At 59.9% G+C, this 18,655-nt stretch carries 16 protein-coding genes and 1 pseudogene; 8 read left to right on the top strand and 9 right to left on the bottom strand.

The features are described from left to right. Positions 1–79 precede the first annotated feature (79 nt). Complete coding sequence (locus tag BCA01S_RS13275) at positions 80–358, bottom strand: ElaB/YgaM/YqjD family protein (protein WP_027777302.1); 279 nt, start codon at positions 356–358, stop codon at positions 80–82. A 254-nt stretch (positions 359–612) separates the two neighbouring features. Here BCA01S_RS13275 and BCA01S_RS13280 point away from each other — a divergent pair, with 254 nt between their 5' ends. Beyond that, positions 613–1,065 (top strand): DUF3597 domain-containing protein, encoded by a 453-nt coding sequence (locus tag BCA01S_RS13280; RefSeq protein WP_027777303.1) that lies wholly within the window; start codon positions 613–615, stop codon positions 1,063–1,065. A gap of 149 nt (positions 1,066–1,214) precedes the next feature. Here the strand turns inward: BCA01S_RS13280 and BCA01S_RS13285 are convergent, their stop codons facing one another. Further along, positions 1,215–1,487 carry a hypothetical protein gene (locus BCA01S_RS13285; protein ID WP_027777304.1) on the bottom strand — a complete coding sequence of 91 codons (273 nt, stop codon included), beginning with the start codon at positions 1,485–1,487 and terminating at the stop codon, positions 1,215–1,217. Between the two features lie 104 nt (positions 1,488–1,591). Further along, positions 1,592–2,554, bottom strand: a complete 963-nt coding sequence (locus tag BCA01S_RS13290; RefSeq protein WP_027777305.1) for an SOS response-associated peptidase family protein — start codon at positions 2,552–2,554, stop codon at positions 1,592–1,594. 205 nt (positions 2,555–2,759) lie between these two features. Between BCA01S_RS13290 and BCA01S_RS37095 the strand changes: the two genes are divergently transcribed. Further along, positions 2,760–3,311: an ATP-binding protein gene (locus BCA01S_RS37095; RefSeq protein ID WP_255218473.1), complete on the top strand. Its 552-nt coding sequence runs from the start codon at positions 2,760–2,762 to the stop codon at positions 3,309–3,311. Between the two features lie 105 nt (positions 3,312–3,416). Next, positions 3,417–4,760: an alkaline phosphatase family protein gene (locus tag BCA01S_RS34840; protein ID WP_042318548.1), complete on the top strand. Its 1,344-nt coding sequence runs from the start codon at positions 3,417–3,419 to the stop codon at positions 4,758–4,760. A gap of 268 nt (positions 4,761–5,028) precedes the next feature. On the opposite strand, the pseudogene BCA01S_RS37100 reads toward BCA01S_RS34840, so the two are convergent. The 3 genes and pseudogenes from BCA01S_RS37100 to BCA01S_RS34850 all read right to left on the bottom strand — a co-directional run. Further along, positions 5,029–5,214: pseudogene (locus tag BCA01S_RS37100) on the bottom strand (KUP/HAK/KT family potassium transporter); the annotation flags it as partial. 251 nt (positions 5,215–5,465) lie between these two features. Beyond that, positions 5,466–6,182, bottom strand: a complete 717-nt coding sequence (gene phoU / locus BCA01S_RS13305; protein WP_027777306.1) for a phosphate signaling complex protein PhoU — start codon at positions 6,180–6,182, stop codon at positions 5,466–5,468. A 310-nt stretch (positions 6,183–6,492) separates the two neighbouring features. After that, entirely contained in the window at positions 6,493–6,798 is a 306-nt protein-coding gene (locus BCA01S_RS34850) for a hypothetical protein (RefSeq protein WP_341807715.1), read from the bottom strand. Positions 6,799–7,154: 356 nt separating this feature from the next. Between BCA01S_RS34850 and BCA01S_RS13315 the strand changes: the two genes are divergently transcribed. Then, positions 7,155–7,433: a hypothetical protein gene (locus BCA01S_RS13315; protein WP_027777307.1), complete on the top strand. Its 279-nt coding sequence runs from the start codon at positions 7,155–7,157 to the stop codon at positions 7,431–7,433. A gap of 108 nt (positions 7,434–7,541) precedes the next feature. Here the strand turns inward: BCA01S_RS13315 and BCA01S_RS13320 are convergent, their stop codons facing one another. Both BCA01S_RS13320 and BCA01S_RS13325 read right to left on the bottom strand, forming a co-directional pair. Next, positions 7,542–7,970: a DUF934 domain-containing protein gene (locus BCA01S_RS13320; protein WP_027777308.1), complete on the bottom strand. Its 429-nt coding sequence runs from the start codon at positions 7,968–7,970 to the stop codon at positions 7,542–7,544. Next, entirely contained in the window at positions 7,967–9,742 is a 1,776-nt protein-coding gene (locus BCA01S_RS13325) for a nitrite/sulfite reductase (protein ID WP_027777309.1), read from the bottom strand. Before BCA01S_RS13325 ends, BCA01S_RS13320 begins: the two co-directional genes overlap by 4 nt. A gap of 261 nt (positions 9,743–10,003) precedes the next feature. Between BCA01S_RS13325 and BCA01S_RS13335 the strand changes: the two genes are divergently transcribed. Then, a complete protein-coding gene (locus BCA01S_RS13335) occupies positions 10,004–11,419 on the top strand; it encodes an aminotransferase-like domain-containing protein (protein WP_027777310.1) in 1,416 nt (471 codons plus the stop codon). Positions 11,420–11,460: 41 nt separating this feature from the next. On the opposite strand, the gene BCA01S_RS13340 is transcribed toward BCA01S_RS13335, so the two are convergent. Further along, complete coding sequence (locus tag BCA01S_RS13340) at positions 11,461–11,664, bottom strand: DUF2970 domain-containing protein (protein ID WP_027777311.1); 204 nt, start codon at positions 11,662–11,664, stop codon at positions 11,461–11,463. A gap of 1,187 nt (positions 11,665–12,851) precedes the next feature. On the opposite strand from BCA01S_RS13340, the gene BCA01S_RS13345 reads away from it, so the two are divergent. The 3 genes from BCA01S_RS13345 to BCA01S_RS13355 all read left to right on the top strand — a co-directional run bounded on the left by BCA01S_RS13345 (position 12,852) and on the right by BCA01S_RS13355 (position 18,651). Continuing rightward, positions 12,852–13,688: an IclR family transcriptional regulator gene (locus BCA01S_RS13345; protein WP_027777312.1), complete on the top strand. Its 837-nt coding sequence runs from the start codon at positions 12,852–12,854 to the stop codon at positions 13,686–13,688. A 385-nt stretch (positions 13,689–14,073) separates the two neighbouring features. Continuing rightward, a complete protein-coding gene (locus BCA01S_RS13350) occupies positions 14,074–15,498 on the top strand; it encodes an MdtA/MuxA family multidrug efflux RND transporter periplasmic adaptor subunit (protein WP_027777313.1) in 1,425 nt (474 codons plus the stop codon). Between the two features lie 18 nt (positions 15,499–15,516). After that, a complete protein-coding gene (locus BCA01S_RS13355; protein WP_027777314.1) occupies positions 15,517–18,651 on the top strand; it encodes an MdtB/MuxB family multidrug efflux RND transporter permease subunit in 3,135 nt (1,044 codons plus the stop codon). Positions 18,652–18,655: the final 4 nt, after the last annotated feature.

The following is an 18,655-nucleotide window of genomic DNA, read 5'->3' on the forward strand; positions in this document are numbered from 1 at the left end:
CAAGCCGTAGCACACCTGTGAATGTCCATGTCACCGCGTCGTACAGCGGTGACATGGAGCACATTTCGGGAAACACGCGTTATCGGGCCGCCAGCATCCCGATGATGAGCCCGCCGATCAACGCCATCGTCACCGCTTTCCACGGACTGTCGTGGACGAAATCGTCGGTCGATTCAGACACGACGCGGTATTTCGTTTTGACAACGTCCTGCGCGTCGGCAAGCCTGTCCTTCAATTCGGAAAGTTTCAGTGCACTGCGGGCACGCAGTTCGTCGCTGCCATTCTGCCTTGACGCGAGGCTGTCATCGCGCGATGCATCGGTGGAACCCGAACTGGTGGCTTGAGTAGACTCGGCCATTTGACCCTCCCTGTCTCCGTTAAGTGGACAAGGTTCAGCAAACAGCGTGCCTCGCCGAAGGCTCCTCATAAAGTCTCGTTCGAACCGACGTCATTAATTAGGACGTCGATGTAAATCATCGCAACAATGGAGTTCAGAATTATGACGAGTGATATGACGCTCGCTTCGGCGTAACGGAAAGAATGCCGCACAGGCACGAGCGTTGCGCGCCCCTTACGCCGGCCGCAGTGACCGGCACGAACCAGGAGCGATAAATGAGCATTTTTTCGACGATCCTCAACAAGATCTTCCCGCATGATCATCCGGCGAACACGGGCTCGGGCGGCACCGCCGGCCCGGCAGCCGCGGCGACGGCGGCGCCGGGCAGCGCGACTGCGCCGGCTGGAACGCCAGCAACACCTTCCACTGCCGCCGCGGGTGCTTCACAGCCTCCCGTCACCCCTATGCCTACGGTCGACGTCGAAGCAGTTCTAATAAAAATGCAGGAAAGCAGCGGCGAAACATTGAACTGGCGTACGTCCATTGTCGATCTGCTGAAGCTGCTTGGACTCGACAGCAGTCTCGCGGCCCGCAAGGAACTCGCATCCGAGTTGCACTACACAGGCGGTACCGAAGATTCAGCTTCGATGAACATCTGGCTGCATAAGCAGGTGATGACGAAGCTCGCTGAAAACGGTGGCAAGGTGCCGGATGATCTGAAGAACTGACCCGTTCACACGCGGCAAGCTGGCCGTGGCAAGGCGCGGGGCTTCCTCGTCGAGCCTCGTAGACTGAAGAGACCCGAGCGCCAGCGCCTTGTCATCAGCGGGCTTGTAAGCGGCGCGCTTGACGATGACGCGTTAAGCGTCTTTCACGGTTAGTCAGCGAACGGGTTGCCCGTGTCTTTTACTTCAGTACTAAGGTTGTATTCGGCGCGCACGGCTTTTAGCACGCTCTCGATGTCGCGCTCAAAGCCGATCGCGTTGCCGAAATTGGTCATCGTCCAGTTGCAGCCTGTCTTGTCCGCCTCCTGCAACTGCGGTCGCGGCACGCGAATCTTGACGCCGTCTTCGACGATTTCCGGCAGCCGATGGAGTCGCCGGTTGACCTCCTGCTGAAGCTGCGACGCATTGAGCATTTTTCGTATCATGCAAGTCTCCTTCCGGTTGTTCGAGCCATCTGGCGCAAGTGACGCCGCATCGATCCGGGCTGGTTAATGGCGATCCCAAGCTGGAGCAATTGGGCGCGTCACCGCTATGCCGCCAACCTATGCTCATAGTACGGCCGGTCCCTGTCATCAAGAATCGCGTACATTGCCTCCAGATTGTTCGGGCTTGGGTTGAGCCATGCATCTACGTTTTCCGGCTTGATAGGAATGATGCAGCGGTCGTGACCGGTCGCTGCGACTTCCGGTGGCGGCTCGTCTGTTATCGCCGCAAACGAAAGCAGGTCCGGCTCGCCCGGTGCGGACCACCGCGACCACAGGCAGGCGACATGCATCAATTCCCCGTTGCCCGGACGAAACTCCAGCACGACATTCTCATCCCGCTCGTGAGTTTCCAGTAACGTGCCTTCGTACTTCGCCCGGCTGACGTTTTCATAGAAAACTTCGACAAGCAGGACGGCATGCGTGTACCCAAAGCATGGAGCCCAGAAACCTTCAAGACTGTCCCGCCGCGCATTGTATGTTCCGGGATACTTCGTATCGTACGACGCAGGTTTTCCAGCAATGCGGCATTGATACCGCATAGGTTTGACGACCCGTTGCCCACTTTCCATCACCATAACCGGCGCGTAGTTACCGGGAAAGATGCGCGAGTCCCGCGGCTGTAGTTCGGTTCGCTGCAGGTCTTCAAGTTTTCCCTTGACCCATGCAATTTTGTCGGTGGCAATGCGCTGACTTTCCGTTGCGGCTTTCGTGACCTTCGTCTGCAGCGTGCGTTCGGCGTCTGCAAGCCGCGTGCGCTGTTTGAAAAGATCCTGTTCCAGCTTGGTCACCTGCGCCGATGTGAAGCGCGCTATAAGAGCATTGATCTCACGCGTTGCTTCGTCCTGCGGCTCGGCAAAGGCGCCTTCCATGGCTTTGGGTACCTTCGCTTTGCCGATGCCCTCCGTTCGTTCAAAAAACAAACGCGCAAACTCGTGGATGTCGATGATTGCGCCAAAGGTACGCACGAATTTTCGATAGTCCGCCACGACTTGAGCCGAGTAGCACATGGTGCCTCCGTTTGATGTGGTCATGATATGCGAGCCGGCTTTGACTTTGCGATCCGCATGACCCGCTGTGTCGCCTTTGTCGGCGACTTGCCTCGCGAAAAAGGTCACTTACCCGGGTTGCTTGCGCGGCGGCAGGATGGGCGGATAATCGCAAGTTCGACGCGTTGCACCGGATACATGGTTAGTTAAGGTAGACATCACGGAACTGGAGTCGGCAATTCTAAACATCGCGGTCAATGCGAGAGATGCCCTGCCCGAGGGTGGGCACTTCTCGATTCGATGCGCCAACGTCCGAACAGCACAACCGGAAGATGGAATACCCGCCGTAGAGTACGTCTTGATAGCGTTATCCGATACCGGACGGGGGATGCCTGCATCGGTGAAGGAGCACGCGTTTGAGCCGCTTTTCACTACAAAAGCACTCGGCGCTGGCACCGGTCTCGGGCTTGCACAGGTATTGGCCGCGTGCGAGCAGTCTGGGGGTACCGCGACGATAGACAGCGAGCCCGGCAAAGGAACGACTGTCAAACTGTTCTTGCCGCGCTATGAAGGAGCGGAAAATTTTGTAGAGTCCACGCTGCCTGAGCCATGCGTTGCTGCAGCACCTAAGCCACAGCATGTGTTGGTCATTGAGGACAACAAGGAGGTGAATGCGGGAAATCACGCCGTGTTACGCGGCAGTCACTCGCGTAGCGTGTGTGTTGTCATTGCGTTTTCGGGAACCCAGCATATAAATAAACCAGTGCCTTGCGCCTAACAGTAGTTGGCACGAAGCCGAACTGACAGTGGTGGCCCGAGTACCTTCTGTGCTGGCTTGCCGCGGACATGAGAGAGCACGGCCAACAGAATTCTGAGGTGACCTATGGCAGCGATACAGCACGTTTTCGTTCTGATGCTTGAGAATCGTTCTTACGACAGCGTGTTTGGGTGGTCAAACCTGACTGGGGTCACACCGGGAGGTGAGACCACAATCGCCAACGGACTGCCGGCGACGCCCATAGTCAATTTCGGACGGTCAGGGACGGCTTATCAGCTCGGAAAGGGTGCGCCCTACGCGCTCGGCTTTGACCCGGGGCACGAATTTACCGACGCCTGTGTCCAGCTTTGCGGGCTACAGGTTGCCAGCGGAGATACCGTGCGTAACGACTCCCTCGTTGTCGGTCCGAACGGCTATCCACCTTTTGCGACGGACCCTTCGACGATGGGCTTTGCCGCAACGTACGAGGACCATTCCGACGTAGTAGCCGACGCTTTCAACGCCTTCACACCGGACCAGCTCCCCGTACTGAACTTCCTGGCCCGCCAGTACGGTGTGTGCGATAACTGGTTCGCATCGATGCCGGGACCAACGTGGCCAAATCGTTTCTTTGCCGTTGCGGGCACCTCGTCCGGGCTTGACCATTCTCCGAGTGACGCGCAAGTTGTTGAAGCGGTGTTCTTCAACGCGCCACTTTTCACTTTTCCGAATGGGACCGTTTTCTCAAAGCTTCAGGACTCCGACTGGCTTATCGTGCAAGGCGACGTTGCACAGGCCCGCGGTATTCACGGGATGCAAAATCTGCTCAGTCGTTTCGTTCGAATGGATACGCTGCTTGCCCGGCTTGCTGATGATTCATTGACAGAGAAATTTATCTTTATCGAGCCAACGTACGATGCAAAGAATGACTTCAGGAACGGCAATTCGATGCATCCGGCAGGCGACGTTCGAAAAGGGGAAGCGTTAGTCAAGCAAGTGTACGATGCCATCAGTGGCAGCAAACTATGGTCGAGCAGTGTCCTGCTCATCGTCTTCGATGAGCATGGCGGCTTCTTTGACCATGTGACACCTCCGAACGCGGTGCCGCCGGGCTCGCCGGAAAATGGCCGCCTGAAAACCCATAACTTTGCGTTTGACAGGCTAGGCGTACGCGTACCGGCCATCGTCGTCTCTCCATTCGTTCCTGCTGGCACCATAGACCATTCGGTGTACGACCACAGCTCAATTCTGAAAACAACGGATACGCTGCTTGGGCTCAACGGAGCCCTCAACTTGACGGCGCGCGTGCGCGCAGCGGACAGCATCTCGAAGATGTTGAGCCTTACTACCCCTCGCTCCGATATCCCGCAATGCCCGTCCCCCGTCGCTGCAACCGGTGACTCGCGGCCCACGAGCGAAGGCGCTCCGCGGTCGAAGGACCCTTTTCTGCCACTGTATGCGCATCGCTAGAACCGGCGGCTCACACCAGGACATCCGGCCCCCGACAAGCGACCATCGTAGTGAACTCAGGCGCCCCCCTCCTTCTGGTGACTCGGAGTGGCAACTTCAACCGCAGGCTGGCGGGAAAGACGCGCATGCCGCGACAGCGGAACGTCAGTCATTTCATCATAGGCCCCGACGTGCCAACCGTCGCCGCTGCCCTCGGAGCCGCGCGTCTCGGCTGGTTAGCCGCTGGTGGAGATTGTCGGATGTTGTGCGCCCGCCCCCTATCTCACAGGCGTTCGTTCACTGAAAATGCACCAGAGATTGTCGCCTGCGATGCGATAACGGTCGCCATCGTCGAGAGCACTACCAGCGGAAAGACGCTCCAAGGGCCAAGTTGCAGAAAGAAAGGATTCGAAACCGCTGCCCGATTCGATAACAGCAAGGCGCCTTGCCCGAGGTAGTTGAGTGCCAGCGCGGGAGCGTTATTGAAGGCATTTGCTGACGGAAGCAAACGAATCGGCTATCGCCGAACGCAAAGTGCTGACCGCGCAACACGAGCCCGTCGTGCTGGACGCAACCGACTTCACCGGGGCTTTGCCTGAGGCCGCCTGCTGCCAACTGCCTCTGATGAAAAAACTTCCAACGCGTAACGCGGGGTCGTAACCAACTATCCTGATTGGCCTCCATGCATGTCAGTCACCAGTCGACCGCGTAGTCACATTTCCCTTTTCAGTTCTGGCTACTTCCCAGCGCGTCGCGCTCAAGCTGTTCTCGGGAGACGTGACGAACGTCGGCACCCTTGGCAACATAGACCACATATTCAGCAATGTTCTTCGCGTGGTCGCCGATACGCTCGATAGCTTTAGCGATGAACAGGTAGTCCAGTCCAATCGAGATGGTTCGAGGGTCTTCCGTCATGGATGTGACGAGCTTGCGCACGAACGCCTTGAACTCGTTATCGATAGCTTCGTCATCGCGGACAATCTTCGCAGCGGCAACCGTATCCATCCGCGCGAACGCGTCCAGCGCTCTGCGCAGGATGTGCAAGGCCATTTCGCCGGAAGCCTTGATTTCAGCGGCGTTGACGTTTAGACCTCCGACGTTCGCCTGGATGCGCCGCGTACGTTTCACTATTTTCCGCGCTTCGTCGCCCGCACGCTCCAGGTTGGTAATGCACTTCGAAGTGGCCATAAGGAATCGCAGGTCACGTGCGGCGGGCTGTCGACGAGCAATGATATTGGTGACCTCCTCGTCGATTTTGATTTCCATGTCATTGAGCCGATGTTCACCCTCGAGGACCTGGTCAACGAGTACCGTATCGAATTCTTTCAGAGCCTCGAGCGCGTATGCAATCTGTGACTCCACAAGTCCTCCCATCTCGAGAAGCCTTGATGAAAGAAGGTTGAGGTCTGCATCAAACTTACTGGAAAGGTGCTTGTCTGGCATGGTCGCTCCCGAGTCGATAACAACCGGTGAAGCAATCGACGGTCGTGCAATGCAAGTTGAAAAATCTGTTCGGTCGTATCAAACCCAGCGAACGCGTTCGAATCCATGAAAACCGTGTGCGCGCACCGGTCCGCCCTGGTAGCCCACCCGGGGCGTGCTACCGCTACGATTTTGCCGGCCGACCCGTCTTGACGGTTTCGACTGCAGAAACAGCTACCAGCAGCCCCTCGGCGGTGGGCGCCGAGTCCGGCAAGAGCACACCAGCGCGAAGAAGCTCGCTCTTTTTCACCGAGACGCCTGCGCCCAGACACTACTGCTTCAGTACCGCGATTTTCTCGTAGTCGTACTTCGGCAGCGTGAAGCTGTCACGCACCACTTTCTCTTTCTTCACGCGTTTTGCTTTCTGCCCTGCTACCGGACTGACTTTCGCGGCGTCGACAGGTTCGGCGCGCTTCCGTTTGTCGGCCTTCGTCGGAACCGGTTGGGCATCTGGCGCTGGGATTGCGGCCACGCTCTTCTCATCCGCAGGCTTCTCATCGGCTTTCGCATTGCCGTTGGCACTCTTCGGAATGTAAAAGGTCTTCTTCGTCGGCTTCCTCGCGCTTGGTGCAGTCATGACCATTGCCAAATCGATGAATGGTATAAACAGTATATACCGTTGATTTGCAATTGCCGGGAATGCATTGGAGATGCCGCCCTCGGGCAAACGGGGGCAAGTAGCGCAGCTCGTCAGCGTCCGGCGCGGAGCAGTGGAGTAAGCGCACCAGTGGTCAGCAGACCGCAAGATAGCCAAGACGACCTCCAATGTCGCGAGCAGATATCCTATCGTGGGGGGTTGCATCGACTAACTTGGCGAAGACTACCGCCTTCCCATGGGAGCCGCTGATTCCATGTCCCAGCAAGAGGGCATCAGAATGCAGTAGGCGCTCTCAGTGGGTGAACCTATAGTACTGAGCAGCACGGAGAGATGCCATGGACCGAGCGGATTATGAAGGTCCAATCAATCGGTTGGTTGCAGCGGCAGAACTGGTAGTGTCTGGCGCATCGGACGAGCAGAGACTGGATGCGCTCGCGATGCTGGCGTTCTTTCGACTTCGACGCACACGCATTGCGGAGCACGGCGCGCCACAAATCTCGAACCGGGACCTCTTCAGGGAAACCGCGGCCGCAGCACTCACGATGGCGGGCCGCAACGAGCTTCTCGCGGCATCGGCGCTTCTGGCCCAAGCGCGGATGCTTGTTAAGGCCTAGATAAGCTCGAACCGGATGGCTGAGTGTCGAAATATCGCCTTGCGCTTTCTTCCAGCTTTTCCCGGTGCGCCGAGGCTTGGCCGGCGTGCCAGTGGTTTTGCGACACCTTCAATCCGACCTTGAACCGGGTTCAAGCGCTCGGGCTGCGGCAAGAGGCAGCGAATCTACGATGAGGTCGCGTTGATAGAAGCCAGAAAATTGCTCCAGGTGGCGGGCCGCCTCAGTCGGGTTGAGTCCGTCGTTGAGCACCGCGCTGGAGAAGCCGGTTCGCGCCATCTGCAGCAGTTGGTCGACCTGGACGTCACCCGTTGCCCGCAAATCTCCCGTGAAGCGTAGTCTCCGGCGCAAGAGATACGCCTGGCTATAGGCTCGGCCGTCGGTGAAGTGCGGAAAATGCAGTTCAATTCGCTCCACGCCGGCGAGCTCGCCTGCTAGCGTCATGGGGTCCGCATCGTTGGGCAGCTTCAGAACGCTCGGTTGGCCGGCGTCTAGAACCGCGCGCCTGTCGATGACTTGAAAGCGGGGAATATTGTTCACGCCAGCACCTCATCTTTGTTTCGAGCGCCATTAGCCGCCGCCTTGAAGGGGTCGAGGCCGACGCGACGCAACGTCTCGATGAAGCGTTCGTACCGCCCCTGTTCTTGGTGTTCCCGAAGGTCGCGATATGTGCCGAGGATGGCCTCGATTGCATCAGGAACTTCGGCAGCCGAAAACGACGGGCCAATTACCTTGCCTGGCTGCGCGGTGCCGCTGGCCTGGCTCCCGTCGGCCCCACCCAACGTAATCTGGTACCACTCCTTCCCATCCTTGTCGACGCCCAGCACGCCGATATGCCCGCTATGGTGATGGCCGCAGGAGTTGATGCATCCGCTGATATGGACATCGATGTCACCGATGTCGTCGAGTTCGTCGATGTCTTGATACCGTTCGGCGAGGGCCTGCGCGACAGGAATCGAACGCGCGTTGGCCAGCGCGCAAAAGTCTCCTCCCGGGCACGCGATGATGTCTGTCATCAAACCGATGTTTGTGCTGGCAAGACCGAGTGCGCTCGCAGCCTCCCACAGCGCGAATAGCTTGGACGCGGGCACCCAGGGTAGAACGATGTTCTGGCTGTGGGTGACCCGCGCCTCACCACCGGAGAACCGGTCTGCCAAGTCTGCCAGGCGCTCCAACTGGTCCGCCGAAGCGTCTCCTGGCGCGTGGCCCAGCCGTTTGAACGACAGCGTCACGATGCGCAGCGCCGGTTCCCTATGCGGCGCCACGTTCCGCCGCATCCAGCGCGCGAAACGGTCCGAGACGGCAGGTGCATCTGCTTGCGAGATCCCGGTAGCCTCGGCGACTGTCTCGGGCGGCACAAATGCGGAGGTCACACGGTCGAGCTCTGCTTGTGTGATGGTGTGCGGAGCGCCGTCAAGTTCAACGATTTGCCGGAACTCCTGCTCGACGTCGGCGATGTAGCGCTGTCCTTCTGCCTTTACCAGAATCTTGATGCGCGCCTTGTACTTGTTGTCGCGCCTGCCGTAGCGGTTATACACTCGCACGACCGCTTCAATGTAGTTCATGATTTGATTCCATGGCAGGAACTCCCGCAGAACCGTCGCAATCATTGGCGTTCGGCCCATACCGCCACCGACCGAGACGCGGAATCCCAGGTCGCCCGAGCTGTTTCGCACCAGTCGGAGACCTACGTCGTGCCAGTCCGTCGCCGCTCGGTCTTCGGTGGCGCCGGTGACGGCAATCTTGAACTTTCGCGGAAGATAGGCGAATTCTGGGTGCAGTGTTGTCCACTGACGCATCAGCTCAGCGAAAGGCCGTGGGTCGGCGATTTCGTCAACGGCCACGCCAGCACGCTCGTCGCATGAAATGTTTCGAATGCAGTTTCCGCTGGTTTGGATGCCGTGCATGTCCACGGACGCGAGGAGGTCCATCACGTCGGCGGCCTTATCTAACGGAATCCAGTTGAACTGGACGTTCGTGCGGGTGGTGAAGTGAGCGGTGTGCGTCGGTAGATGGGTCGAGCCAAGCTTTGCCTGGGCTTCGACGGCGCACCGATAGACGTCGGAGGCTGGGTCATCATATTCGCGGGCGATGCGCGCCAGGACGCGCAACTGTGCGCTCGACAGTTCGCCATATGGCACAGCCACGCGCAACATCGGTGCGTGCCGTTGCACATACCATCCGTTTTGCAGTCTGAGCGGGCGAAAGTCCTCCTCGCGCAGTTGGCCACATTGCCAACGCTCCAACTGGTCGCGGAATTGCGCGGCACGGCTCTTAACGAATGCTTTGTCAAAATCGGTGTATCGATACATATGTGCGAAGCCTCTCCGGTCACGCTTTTCCAAACGCGCTTTTTTATGGCGCAGACGGATACGGTAGATACGTTGACGATAATCAGGAAGAAGCAGATGGGGTGGATTTCTGCGCAGCAGTCCGGACGCAGTCAGGCCTTCAGCGTGAGGGGCCGTCGATTCCGGGTAGCATGACACCAAACCGTAGAGGTGACTCAGGGGCGTCATCACAGCGCAGACCCCCCGTAGTTCCGCTTCAGTAGCGCGCCGCAAGGTCATTCAATGAATCGCTTTGAAATCATCGCGAATAACCTGGCAGAACAAATTCGTGCAGGCCACATCCCTGTCGGGGCCAGGCTTCCGTCTTTGCGCCACATAATCTCGCAGTACGGCGTCAGTCAGACAACGGTATTCCGAGCCTATTACCTGCTCGAGCAGTGGGGATTAGTCCGCGCCGAAGAACGCGCGGGCTACTTCGTCACGCCTGGCGCGGCCGTCGATGCGGTGGCGCCTGCCGAAAGACCTGAAGAAGCGCCGAAGGAAGTCGACATTAGCAACCTGGTGTTTTCGGTACTTGAGTCGACCCGACACCCGGACATAGTGCCCTTGGGTTCGGCGTTTCCTTCCCCCAGGCTGTATCCGTCGGCGCGGCTCTTGAAGTCTCTGGTGGCGGGCACGCGTTCGCTTAGCCCTTGGAGTACGGTCGAGGACCTGCCCGGCAGCGACCCACTCCGCAAACAGATTGGGTTACGTTACATCGGGACAGGATTTGCCGTTGCGCCGGAGGAAATCATTGTGACCAACGGCGCACTCGAGGCATTGAACCTCTGCCTGATGGCCGTGACGCGGCCGGGCGACGTCGTTGCCGTCGAATCTCCGTGTTTCTATGCTGCGCTGCAGGCAATCGAGCGACTCGACCTGAGGGCAGTCGAAATTCCAGTGGACCCAGTCCTGGGGTTAGACATCGACGCACTGCGAAGCGCGCTCGCGCAACACCCCATCAGGGCATGCTGGTTCATGCCCAACTTTCAGAATCCAACAGGGACCTCTCTGTCTGTCGAGAAGAAACGCGCATTGGTCGAGATGCTACGCGAAAAGCAGGTCCCGCTCATCGAGGACGACGTCTACCAAGAGCTTCACTTCAGTCGTGACCGGCCTTTGCCCGCGAAGGCATTCGATACTGAAGGACTCGTCATGCATTGCAGTTCGTTCTCGAAGACGCTCGCACCCGGTTACCGGGTTGGATGGGCCACAGCCGGCCGATTTGCCGACAAAGTTCGGCGACTCAAGCTAATGACAACACTGTGTGCAAGTATCCCCGCACAGGCTGGCATTGCCGACTACCTGGAGAACGGCGGCTACGACAGGCATCTCCGCTCGCTACGCTCATCGCTTCAAACGCAACTTGTAGAAATGGAGGCCGCGCTGCATCGATGGCTACCCGACGCGGCCGAGTGGACGCGCCCGCACGGAGGCTACATGCTGTGGCTGCAACTCCCGCAGTCTGTCAAGGCGATGGAGCTTCACGCGCTGGCGAGCGAACGCGGCATCAGCATTGCGCCAGGCCCAATGTTCTCAGCGACACACGCTTTTCAGAACTGCGTGCGGCTCAATTTCGGGCACCCTTGGGATGCCCGCTTTGAAAATGCAATTCGCGCACTTGCGCAGATTCTGGACTCACCCGCAGTTCGCGCCTGACGCCGCGAAGCAAAGATGCGCGTTGCGACACATGTCCGCAGTCAAAAGCCCTGCGCTGAACTTGTTCCATCGACAATCAGCTCGACTACACCAAGGATGAGCAACCCAATCATTAGAGCCAGCGCCACTGCCACAAAGGGTAGCAGCACCATGTTGACGTTGGCCAAATCGGCTTCATGATTTGCACGCTTGCGCACGCCGAAGAAACTGGCCAAAACCATGCCGACCATACGTATCAGTTCCACGACCTTTCTCCTTAGGACATAAGTCATGCACGCATATTGGAGGACGGTAAGGGGCCGCGGAAGTAGCAGATACCGCGAGATGCAGGTAAGCAGCCTCGATTCTTTCGTGACAGCGTGGCTTCAGTCCGGATGCGGTCAGCTTCAACCACCGTGTCTCGAATTTCACTAAACCTCAAGAGCGAATCCCGGTCCGACGTCATGGCCGCTAGCTGTTCTCTCAAGCCATCAATTGCGCGTATATTTGCGGAGTCGTTTTCTTCCTTCGCGTCTCGCAGCTCGTTAAATCGCACGATGAACTCAGCGTGCTCCCTTTTCTTTGCTGACAAACGCTCGCGCATATTTGAATTCTCTCGACACGCGGTGGGTCGAGGCCTCTGTCCGCATCTCTAAGGTCAGAAGCCGCGTCGACTGAAGTGGGCCGTTGTTAGCAACCAAAAGGAATCACCCGCGGAGCGCAAGGTCAATTACCGATGCGGACCCTCGTCTCTGGTGTCGTTGTTATCAAACCGAAGCGGTAGGCGCATATGCAAGCAATTGCGGCCAGAATCCAACGCTGTATAGACAGGCTGTGGCGATTGCGTTGCATCGGACCTCTCACCGGCCTACATTAGGTCCCGGCCTAGGTTGAAAAATGACGACATGTTGCTGCACTGCACAACAGGTTTCGAGAACCAAGCACACTTTGTTGCGCGCGAAGCGGCGGTTTCCTGTTGGAGCACACTTTGTTGTGCGCCCATAAAGAGCAAAAAAAAGGCGTCACGTTACCGTGACGCCTTGAAAAGTTCTAGCCATTCCGAGGGCCGTGCTAGAACCTGAGAGAAGGTATTTCGAAAAGTTGGCGGGTGACTGAACGCGCTTGAGCGGTGTCGAACATAGACGGCGCCAGCAGACCAGTATCAAAGTGAGCAAATAAGCCTTGATGGCCCGCTCCAGCAACGGAAGCCCAAGTGCAAACGCGACCCTTGATACTCGCTTTCGAAATGAGGTTCCATTTTTTCCGGTAATGCTGACTTAGTCAAGCAAAATCTTGGAGCCTTCGGCGCGGCGTCGGAAATTATTTCGCTACAATGATGAGATGAAGAAAATACGGGGCGTAGCAACCTTGTGCGATAAGCGTTTCGAGCGCGGCGCATCGCCGTTAAGCGCCCCTCCAAACCAATAATCTGAAATAACGTTTCACAATTCACATGAACCCACGCTCGCGACTCAATACCTTCGCCGATCCCGTCAAGGAAAAAGACGGCTCCGGCGACGAAGTCACTGCGCTGGCCCGCGGCCTCACGGTGCTCCGCGCGATTGCCGCCGCAGACGCACCGCTCAGCAACCGCGAGTTGACCGAACTCACCGGCATCCCGAAGCCGACCGTCTCGCGTATCACCGCGACGCTCGTAGGCACCGGCTTTCTATTCCGGTTGCCGGACAGCGAGCGCTTCGTGCTGACTTCGTCGGTGCTGGAACTGAGCAATGGCTTTCTGCGCAACTTCGACATTCGCGCGCGTGCCCGCCCGTTTCTGATCGAACTTGCGGAGCGCACCCGGCTCTCGGTACATCTCGCCGTGCGCGACCGGCTCGACATGGTGGTGATCGACGTGATCCGGCCACGTTCGGCCGTGCTCGTGTCGCGCCTCGAGGTCGGCGCGCGGATGAGCCTGAGCCGCACCGCCATCGGCCGCGCCTACCTTGCGGCGCTCGACGAGCCGGAGCGCATGAAACTGCTGACCGGTTTGCAGGCCGCCGAGGGCGACGACTGGGGCCACGTCGGCGGCCGGCTTGAAACGGCGCTGCAGGAGACCATGGAGCGCGGCTTCGCGATCGCGACCGGCGAATGGCACGACGGACTGAATGCGATCGCGCTCGGCTTCACCGGCCCGTCCGGCGAGCGGTACGCGGTCAACTGCGGCGGCTCCGCCGACCAGTGCCCGCGCGACTGGCTCATCAACCGTGCCGGACCCAACCTGCTCGATTGTGTCGCGCGAATCGTGCTGGAGATCGGGGGGACGCCGGGGCGCCGGCTCGACAACTGAACAACAGGAGTGCCGCAAACGCGCTGCCCGCCCCGCGTAGCGGCGAGCCGTTGCACATCGTGTAACCGGCGTAATCAAAAGAAAAATACACGGGTGGACTGTTACAGAGCGCGGGACGTAGGATCATGCATTCCTGTCGCGGAGCCGCCCGCGCGTCGGGCCTCTGGGCCGTCCGGCGCGGTGCGCCGAATCTCAGACCGCACGCGTGTCCCGCAGCACTGTGCATGCATCGTAGGCCACGTCTCAGGTAGCATCGCGCTGAACATTTGCGGACCGACCGCTGTCGAAACCGCCTGTCGTGCGATCCGCACGCATCGGGCGCCACTCGCCGATGCGGCACAATCGCGCGAACGCCTCACTTCCAAGCCAGTCACTGACCGAACCGATGGACGAACAACAACAGCATTCGGAAACTTCACGCCCCACCGCTCCGGTTTCCCCGGCGCCCGCCAGTGGCGGGCCTGACCGTCCGTTGCACAACCGCGATAAGCGGGACACGCCGCCCGCCGTCGTCAAATCGCATCGCGGCCGCAATATCGCACTCATCGTCGCCGCGCTCGCGATTCTCGGCTTCGTGCTGTGGCGCTGGCATCCGTGGGGCTCGCCGGACGGCGCCGCCGCACCGGGCGCGAGCGCCACACATAGCGGGCGGTCCGGCCGCGGCGGCCCTGGCGGCATGGCGAACATGCCGCAACCGGTCCATGTGGCCACGGCGACGCAAGGCGAGATGCCGGTTGTCTTGACTGCGCTCGGCACCGTCACCCCGCTCGCCAGCGTGACGGTATTGCCGCAACTGAGCGGCACCCTGCAAGACGTGTATTTCAAGGAAGGCCAGATGGTCAGGAAGGGCGACCTGCTCGCGCAGATCGACCCGCGTCCCTACCAGATCTCGCTCAGCAACGCCGAAGGCACGCTCGCGCGCGACGAGGCTTTGCTGCAAACCGCGCGTCTGGACCTCAAGCGCTACCAGACGCTGCTTTCGCAAGACTCCATCGCGAGCCAGCAGGTCGATACGCAGGCATCGCTCGTGCGCCAATATGAAGGCACCGTGAAGTCCGACAAGGCCAACGTCGACACCTTCAAGCTCGACCTCGTTTATGCGCGAATCACCGCGCCGGTGTCGGGACGCGTCGGCTTGCGGCAGGTAGATCCCGGCAACTACGTGACGCCGAGCCTGACCAACGGCATCGTCGTGATTACGCAATTGCAGCCGATCAGCGTCATCTTCACCACCTCCGAAGACAACCTGCAGCAGATTCTCGAACAGGCGCAGTCCGGCACGAAGCTCTCGGTCACTGCGTACGACCGCAGCAACACCACGTCGCTCGAAGGCGGCACGCTCGAGACGCTCGACAACCAGATCGACACCACGACCGGCACCGTCAAGCTGCGCGCGATCTTCCAGAACAACAAGAACCTGTTGTTCCCCAATCAGTTCGTGAACACCCGGTTGCTCGTCAATACGATCAAGGACGCGGTGATCGTACCGACATCGGCCGTGCTGAACGGCTCCATGGGCCAGTTCGTGTACGTCGTGAAGCCTGACAACACCGTCACGGTGCGGCCGGTAAAGGTCGGCCCCGTCGACGGCGAGCGCACCAGCATCAAGTCGGGTCTGCAAGTGGGCGAGCGCGTCGTGATCGACGGTTCGGACCGCCTGAAGGAAGGCGCGAAGATCACGATTCCGGCGGACAAACCGCGCGGCGCGCGCGGTGCCAGCGGTGCTGCCGCAGCTGCGGCCTCAGGTGTCTCCGGTGCCTCGGCTGCACGCCCGCATCACGGCAAGCACGCAGCGCAAGCTTCGCAATAAGGGCACGGCACTTACCGCATGAATCCATCCCGCGCCTTTATTCTGCGTCCCGTCGGCACCGCGCTGCTGATGGCGGCGATCATGCTGGTCGGCCTCGTCGCGCTGCGCTTCTTGCCGCTCTCAGCGCTGCCGCAGGTCGACTATCCGACCATCCAGGTGCAAACGTTCTATCCGGGCGCGAGCCCGGACGTGATGACGTCGTCGGTCACCGCGCCGCTCGAACGTCAATTCGGGCAGATGCCCTCGTTGAATCAGATGTCGTCGCAAAGCTCGGCCGGCTCGTCGATCATCACGCTGCAGTTCAGCCTCGACCTGCCGCTCGATATCGCCGAGCAGGAAGTGCAGGCCGCGATCAACGCCGCGGGCAACCTGCTGCCCTCGGACCTGCCCGCGCCGCCGATCTACGCAAAGGTCAATCCCGCCGATGCGCCGATCATCACGCTCGCGATCACGTCGAAAACATTGCCGCTCACGCAGGTTCAGGATCTCGCCGACACGCGTCTTGCGCAGAAAATTTCGCAGGTCGCGGGCGTGGGCCTCGTGAGTCTGTCGGGCGGCCAGCGGCCGGCCGTACGAATCCAGGCGAACCCGCGCGCGCTCGCCGCCTACGGGTTGAATCTCGACGACTTGCGCACCACGATTTCGAACCTGAACGTCAACACGCCGAAGGGCAACTTCGACGGCCCGACGCGCAACTACACGATCAACGCAAACGACCAGTTGACCGACGCCGATGCGTATAAGAGCGCGGTGGTCGCGTACAAGAACGGCCGTCCCGTGATGCTGACCGACGTCGCCACCATCGTGCAGGGCGCGGAAAACACGAAGCTCGGCGCATGGGTCGACGGCACGCCCGCGATCATCCTGAACGTGCAGCGCCAGCCGGGCGCGAACGTGATTCAGGTCGTGGAAAGCATCAAGAAACTGCTGCCCCAGTTGCAGCAATCGCTGCCGGCCGCACTCGAGGTGCAGGTCGTCACCGACCGCACCACGACGATCCGCGCTTCCGTGCGCGACGTGCAGTTCGAACTGGCCATGTCGGTCGTGCTCGTCGTGCTCGTCATGTACCTGTTTCTCGCCAACGTGTACGCGACCATCATTCCGAGCCTGTCGGTGCCGCTCTCGCTCATCGGCACGCTCGCGGTGATGTATCTGTGCGGCTTCTCGCTGGATAACTTATCGCTAATGGCCTTGACGATCGCGACCGGCTTCGTGGTCGACGACGCGATCGTCATGATCGAGAACATCGCGCGCTATGTCGAAGAAGGCGAAGCGCCGCTCGAAGCCGCGCTGAAAGGTTCGAAGCAGATCGGCTTCACGATCATTTCGCTGACCGTCTCGCTGATCGCCGTGCTGATTCCGCTGCTCTTCATGGGCGACGTGGTAGGCCGCCTGTTCCATGAATTCGCGATCACGCTCGCGGTGACCATCGTGATTTCCGCGATCGTGTCGCTCACGCTCGTACCCATGATGTGCGCGAAACTGTTGCGCCACACGCCACCGCACGAGAGCCACCGCTTCGAGGCGCGCGCGCACCGTGCGATCGACTGGGTAATCGCCCGTTATGCGGTCGCGCTCACGTGGGTCCTCAGCCGGCAACGCGCCACGCTGGTCGTCGCGGTGCTGACGCTCGTGCTGACCGCGCTGCTCTACGTGTTCATTCCCAAGGGCTTCTTCCCGGTGCAGGATACGGGCGTGATCCAGGCGATCACACAGGCGCCGCAATCGGTGTCGTATGCGTCGATGGCCGAGCGCCAGCAGGAACTCGCCGCGCAGATTCTGAAAAACCCGGACGTGGAAAGCCTGACATCCTTTATCGGCGTGGACGGCAGCAATATCACGTTGAACAGCGGCCGCATGCTCATCAACCTGAAGCCGCGCGACGACCGTAGCAGCACCGCTAGCGAAGTGATCCGGCAGTTGCAGCGGGACGTCGCGCATATCGCAGGCGCGTCGCTGTACATGCAACCTGTGCAGGATCTGACGATCGATTCGACCGTGAGCCCCACGCAGTACCAGTTCATGCTGACCGATCCGAACATGGGCGAATTCACGACCTGGGTGCCCAAGCTCGTCGAGCGGTTGAAGCAGTCGCCGGAACTCGCGGACGTCGCAACCGACCTGCAGGACAACGGTCAGTCGGTCTACGTCGAGATCGACCGTGCCACGGCGTCGCGTTATGGCATCACACCCGCCACCGTGGATAGCGCGCTTTACGACGCATTCGGCCAGCGCATCGTCTCGACGATTTTCACGCAGTCGAACCAGTACCGCGTGATCCTGGAAGCGCAGCCGTCGATGCAGCACTACACCGAGTCGCTCAACTCGATCTATCTGCCCTCTTCCACCTCGTCGGGCGGACAAGTGCCGCTCTCCGCGATCGCGAGATTCATCGAAAGACCGGCCCCGTTGCTCGTCACGCACCTGAGCCAGTTCCCCGCCACGACGGTGTCGTTCAACCTGGCGCCAGGATCGTCGCTTGGCGCGGCCGTCAAGGCAATTGGGCAGGCGGAAAAGGACATCGGCTTGCCGGCCTCGTTCCAGACACGCTATCAGGGCGCGGCGCTCGCGTTCCAGGCGTCGCTATCGAACGAACTGTTCCTGATCCTGGCGGCCATCGTCACGATGTATATCGTGCTCGGCGTGCTGTATGAGAGCTTCATCCATCCGATCACGATTCTTTCGACGCTGCCTTCGGCAGGCGTGGGCGCATTGCTCGCGCTGCTGATCACGGGCCACGACCTGGACATCATCGGCATTATCGGCATCGTGCTGCTGATCGGCATCGTGAAGAAAAACGCGATCATGATGATCGACTTCGCGCTTTATGCGGAACGCGAAGAAGGCAAGGCGCCGCGCGAAGCCATTTACCAGGCGTGCCTGCTGCGCTTCCGGCCGATCCTGATGACCACGCTCGCCGCGCTGCTCGGCGCGCTGCCGCTCATGCTCGGTACCGGCGCCGGTTCGGAATTGCGTCGCCCGCTCGGTATCGCGATCGCGGGCGGTCTGATCGTCAGCCAGTTGCTGACGCTCTTTACCACGCCGGTGATTTACCTCGCGTTCGATTCGCTGGCCCGCCGCACGCGCGAGCGCTTCAACCGGGGCGGTCCATCGGCGGGCGCAACGCCGCCGGCCACGGACGCAGGGAATTGACGCG

The sequence above is a fragment of the Paraburkholderia caledonica NBRC 102488 genome (assembly GCF_000685095.1).
Taxonomy (GTDB): Bacteria; Pseudomonadota; Gammaproteobacteria; order Burkholderiales; family Burkholderiaceae; genus Paraburkholderia; species Paraburkholderia caledonica.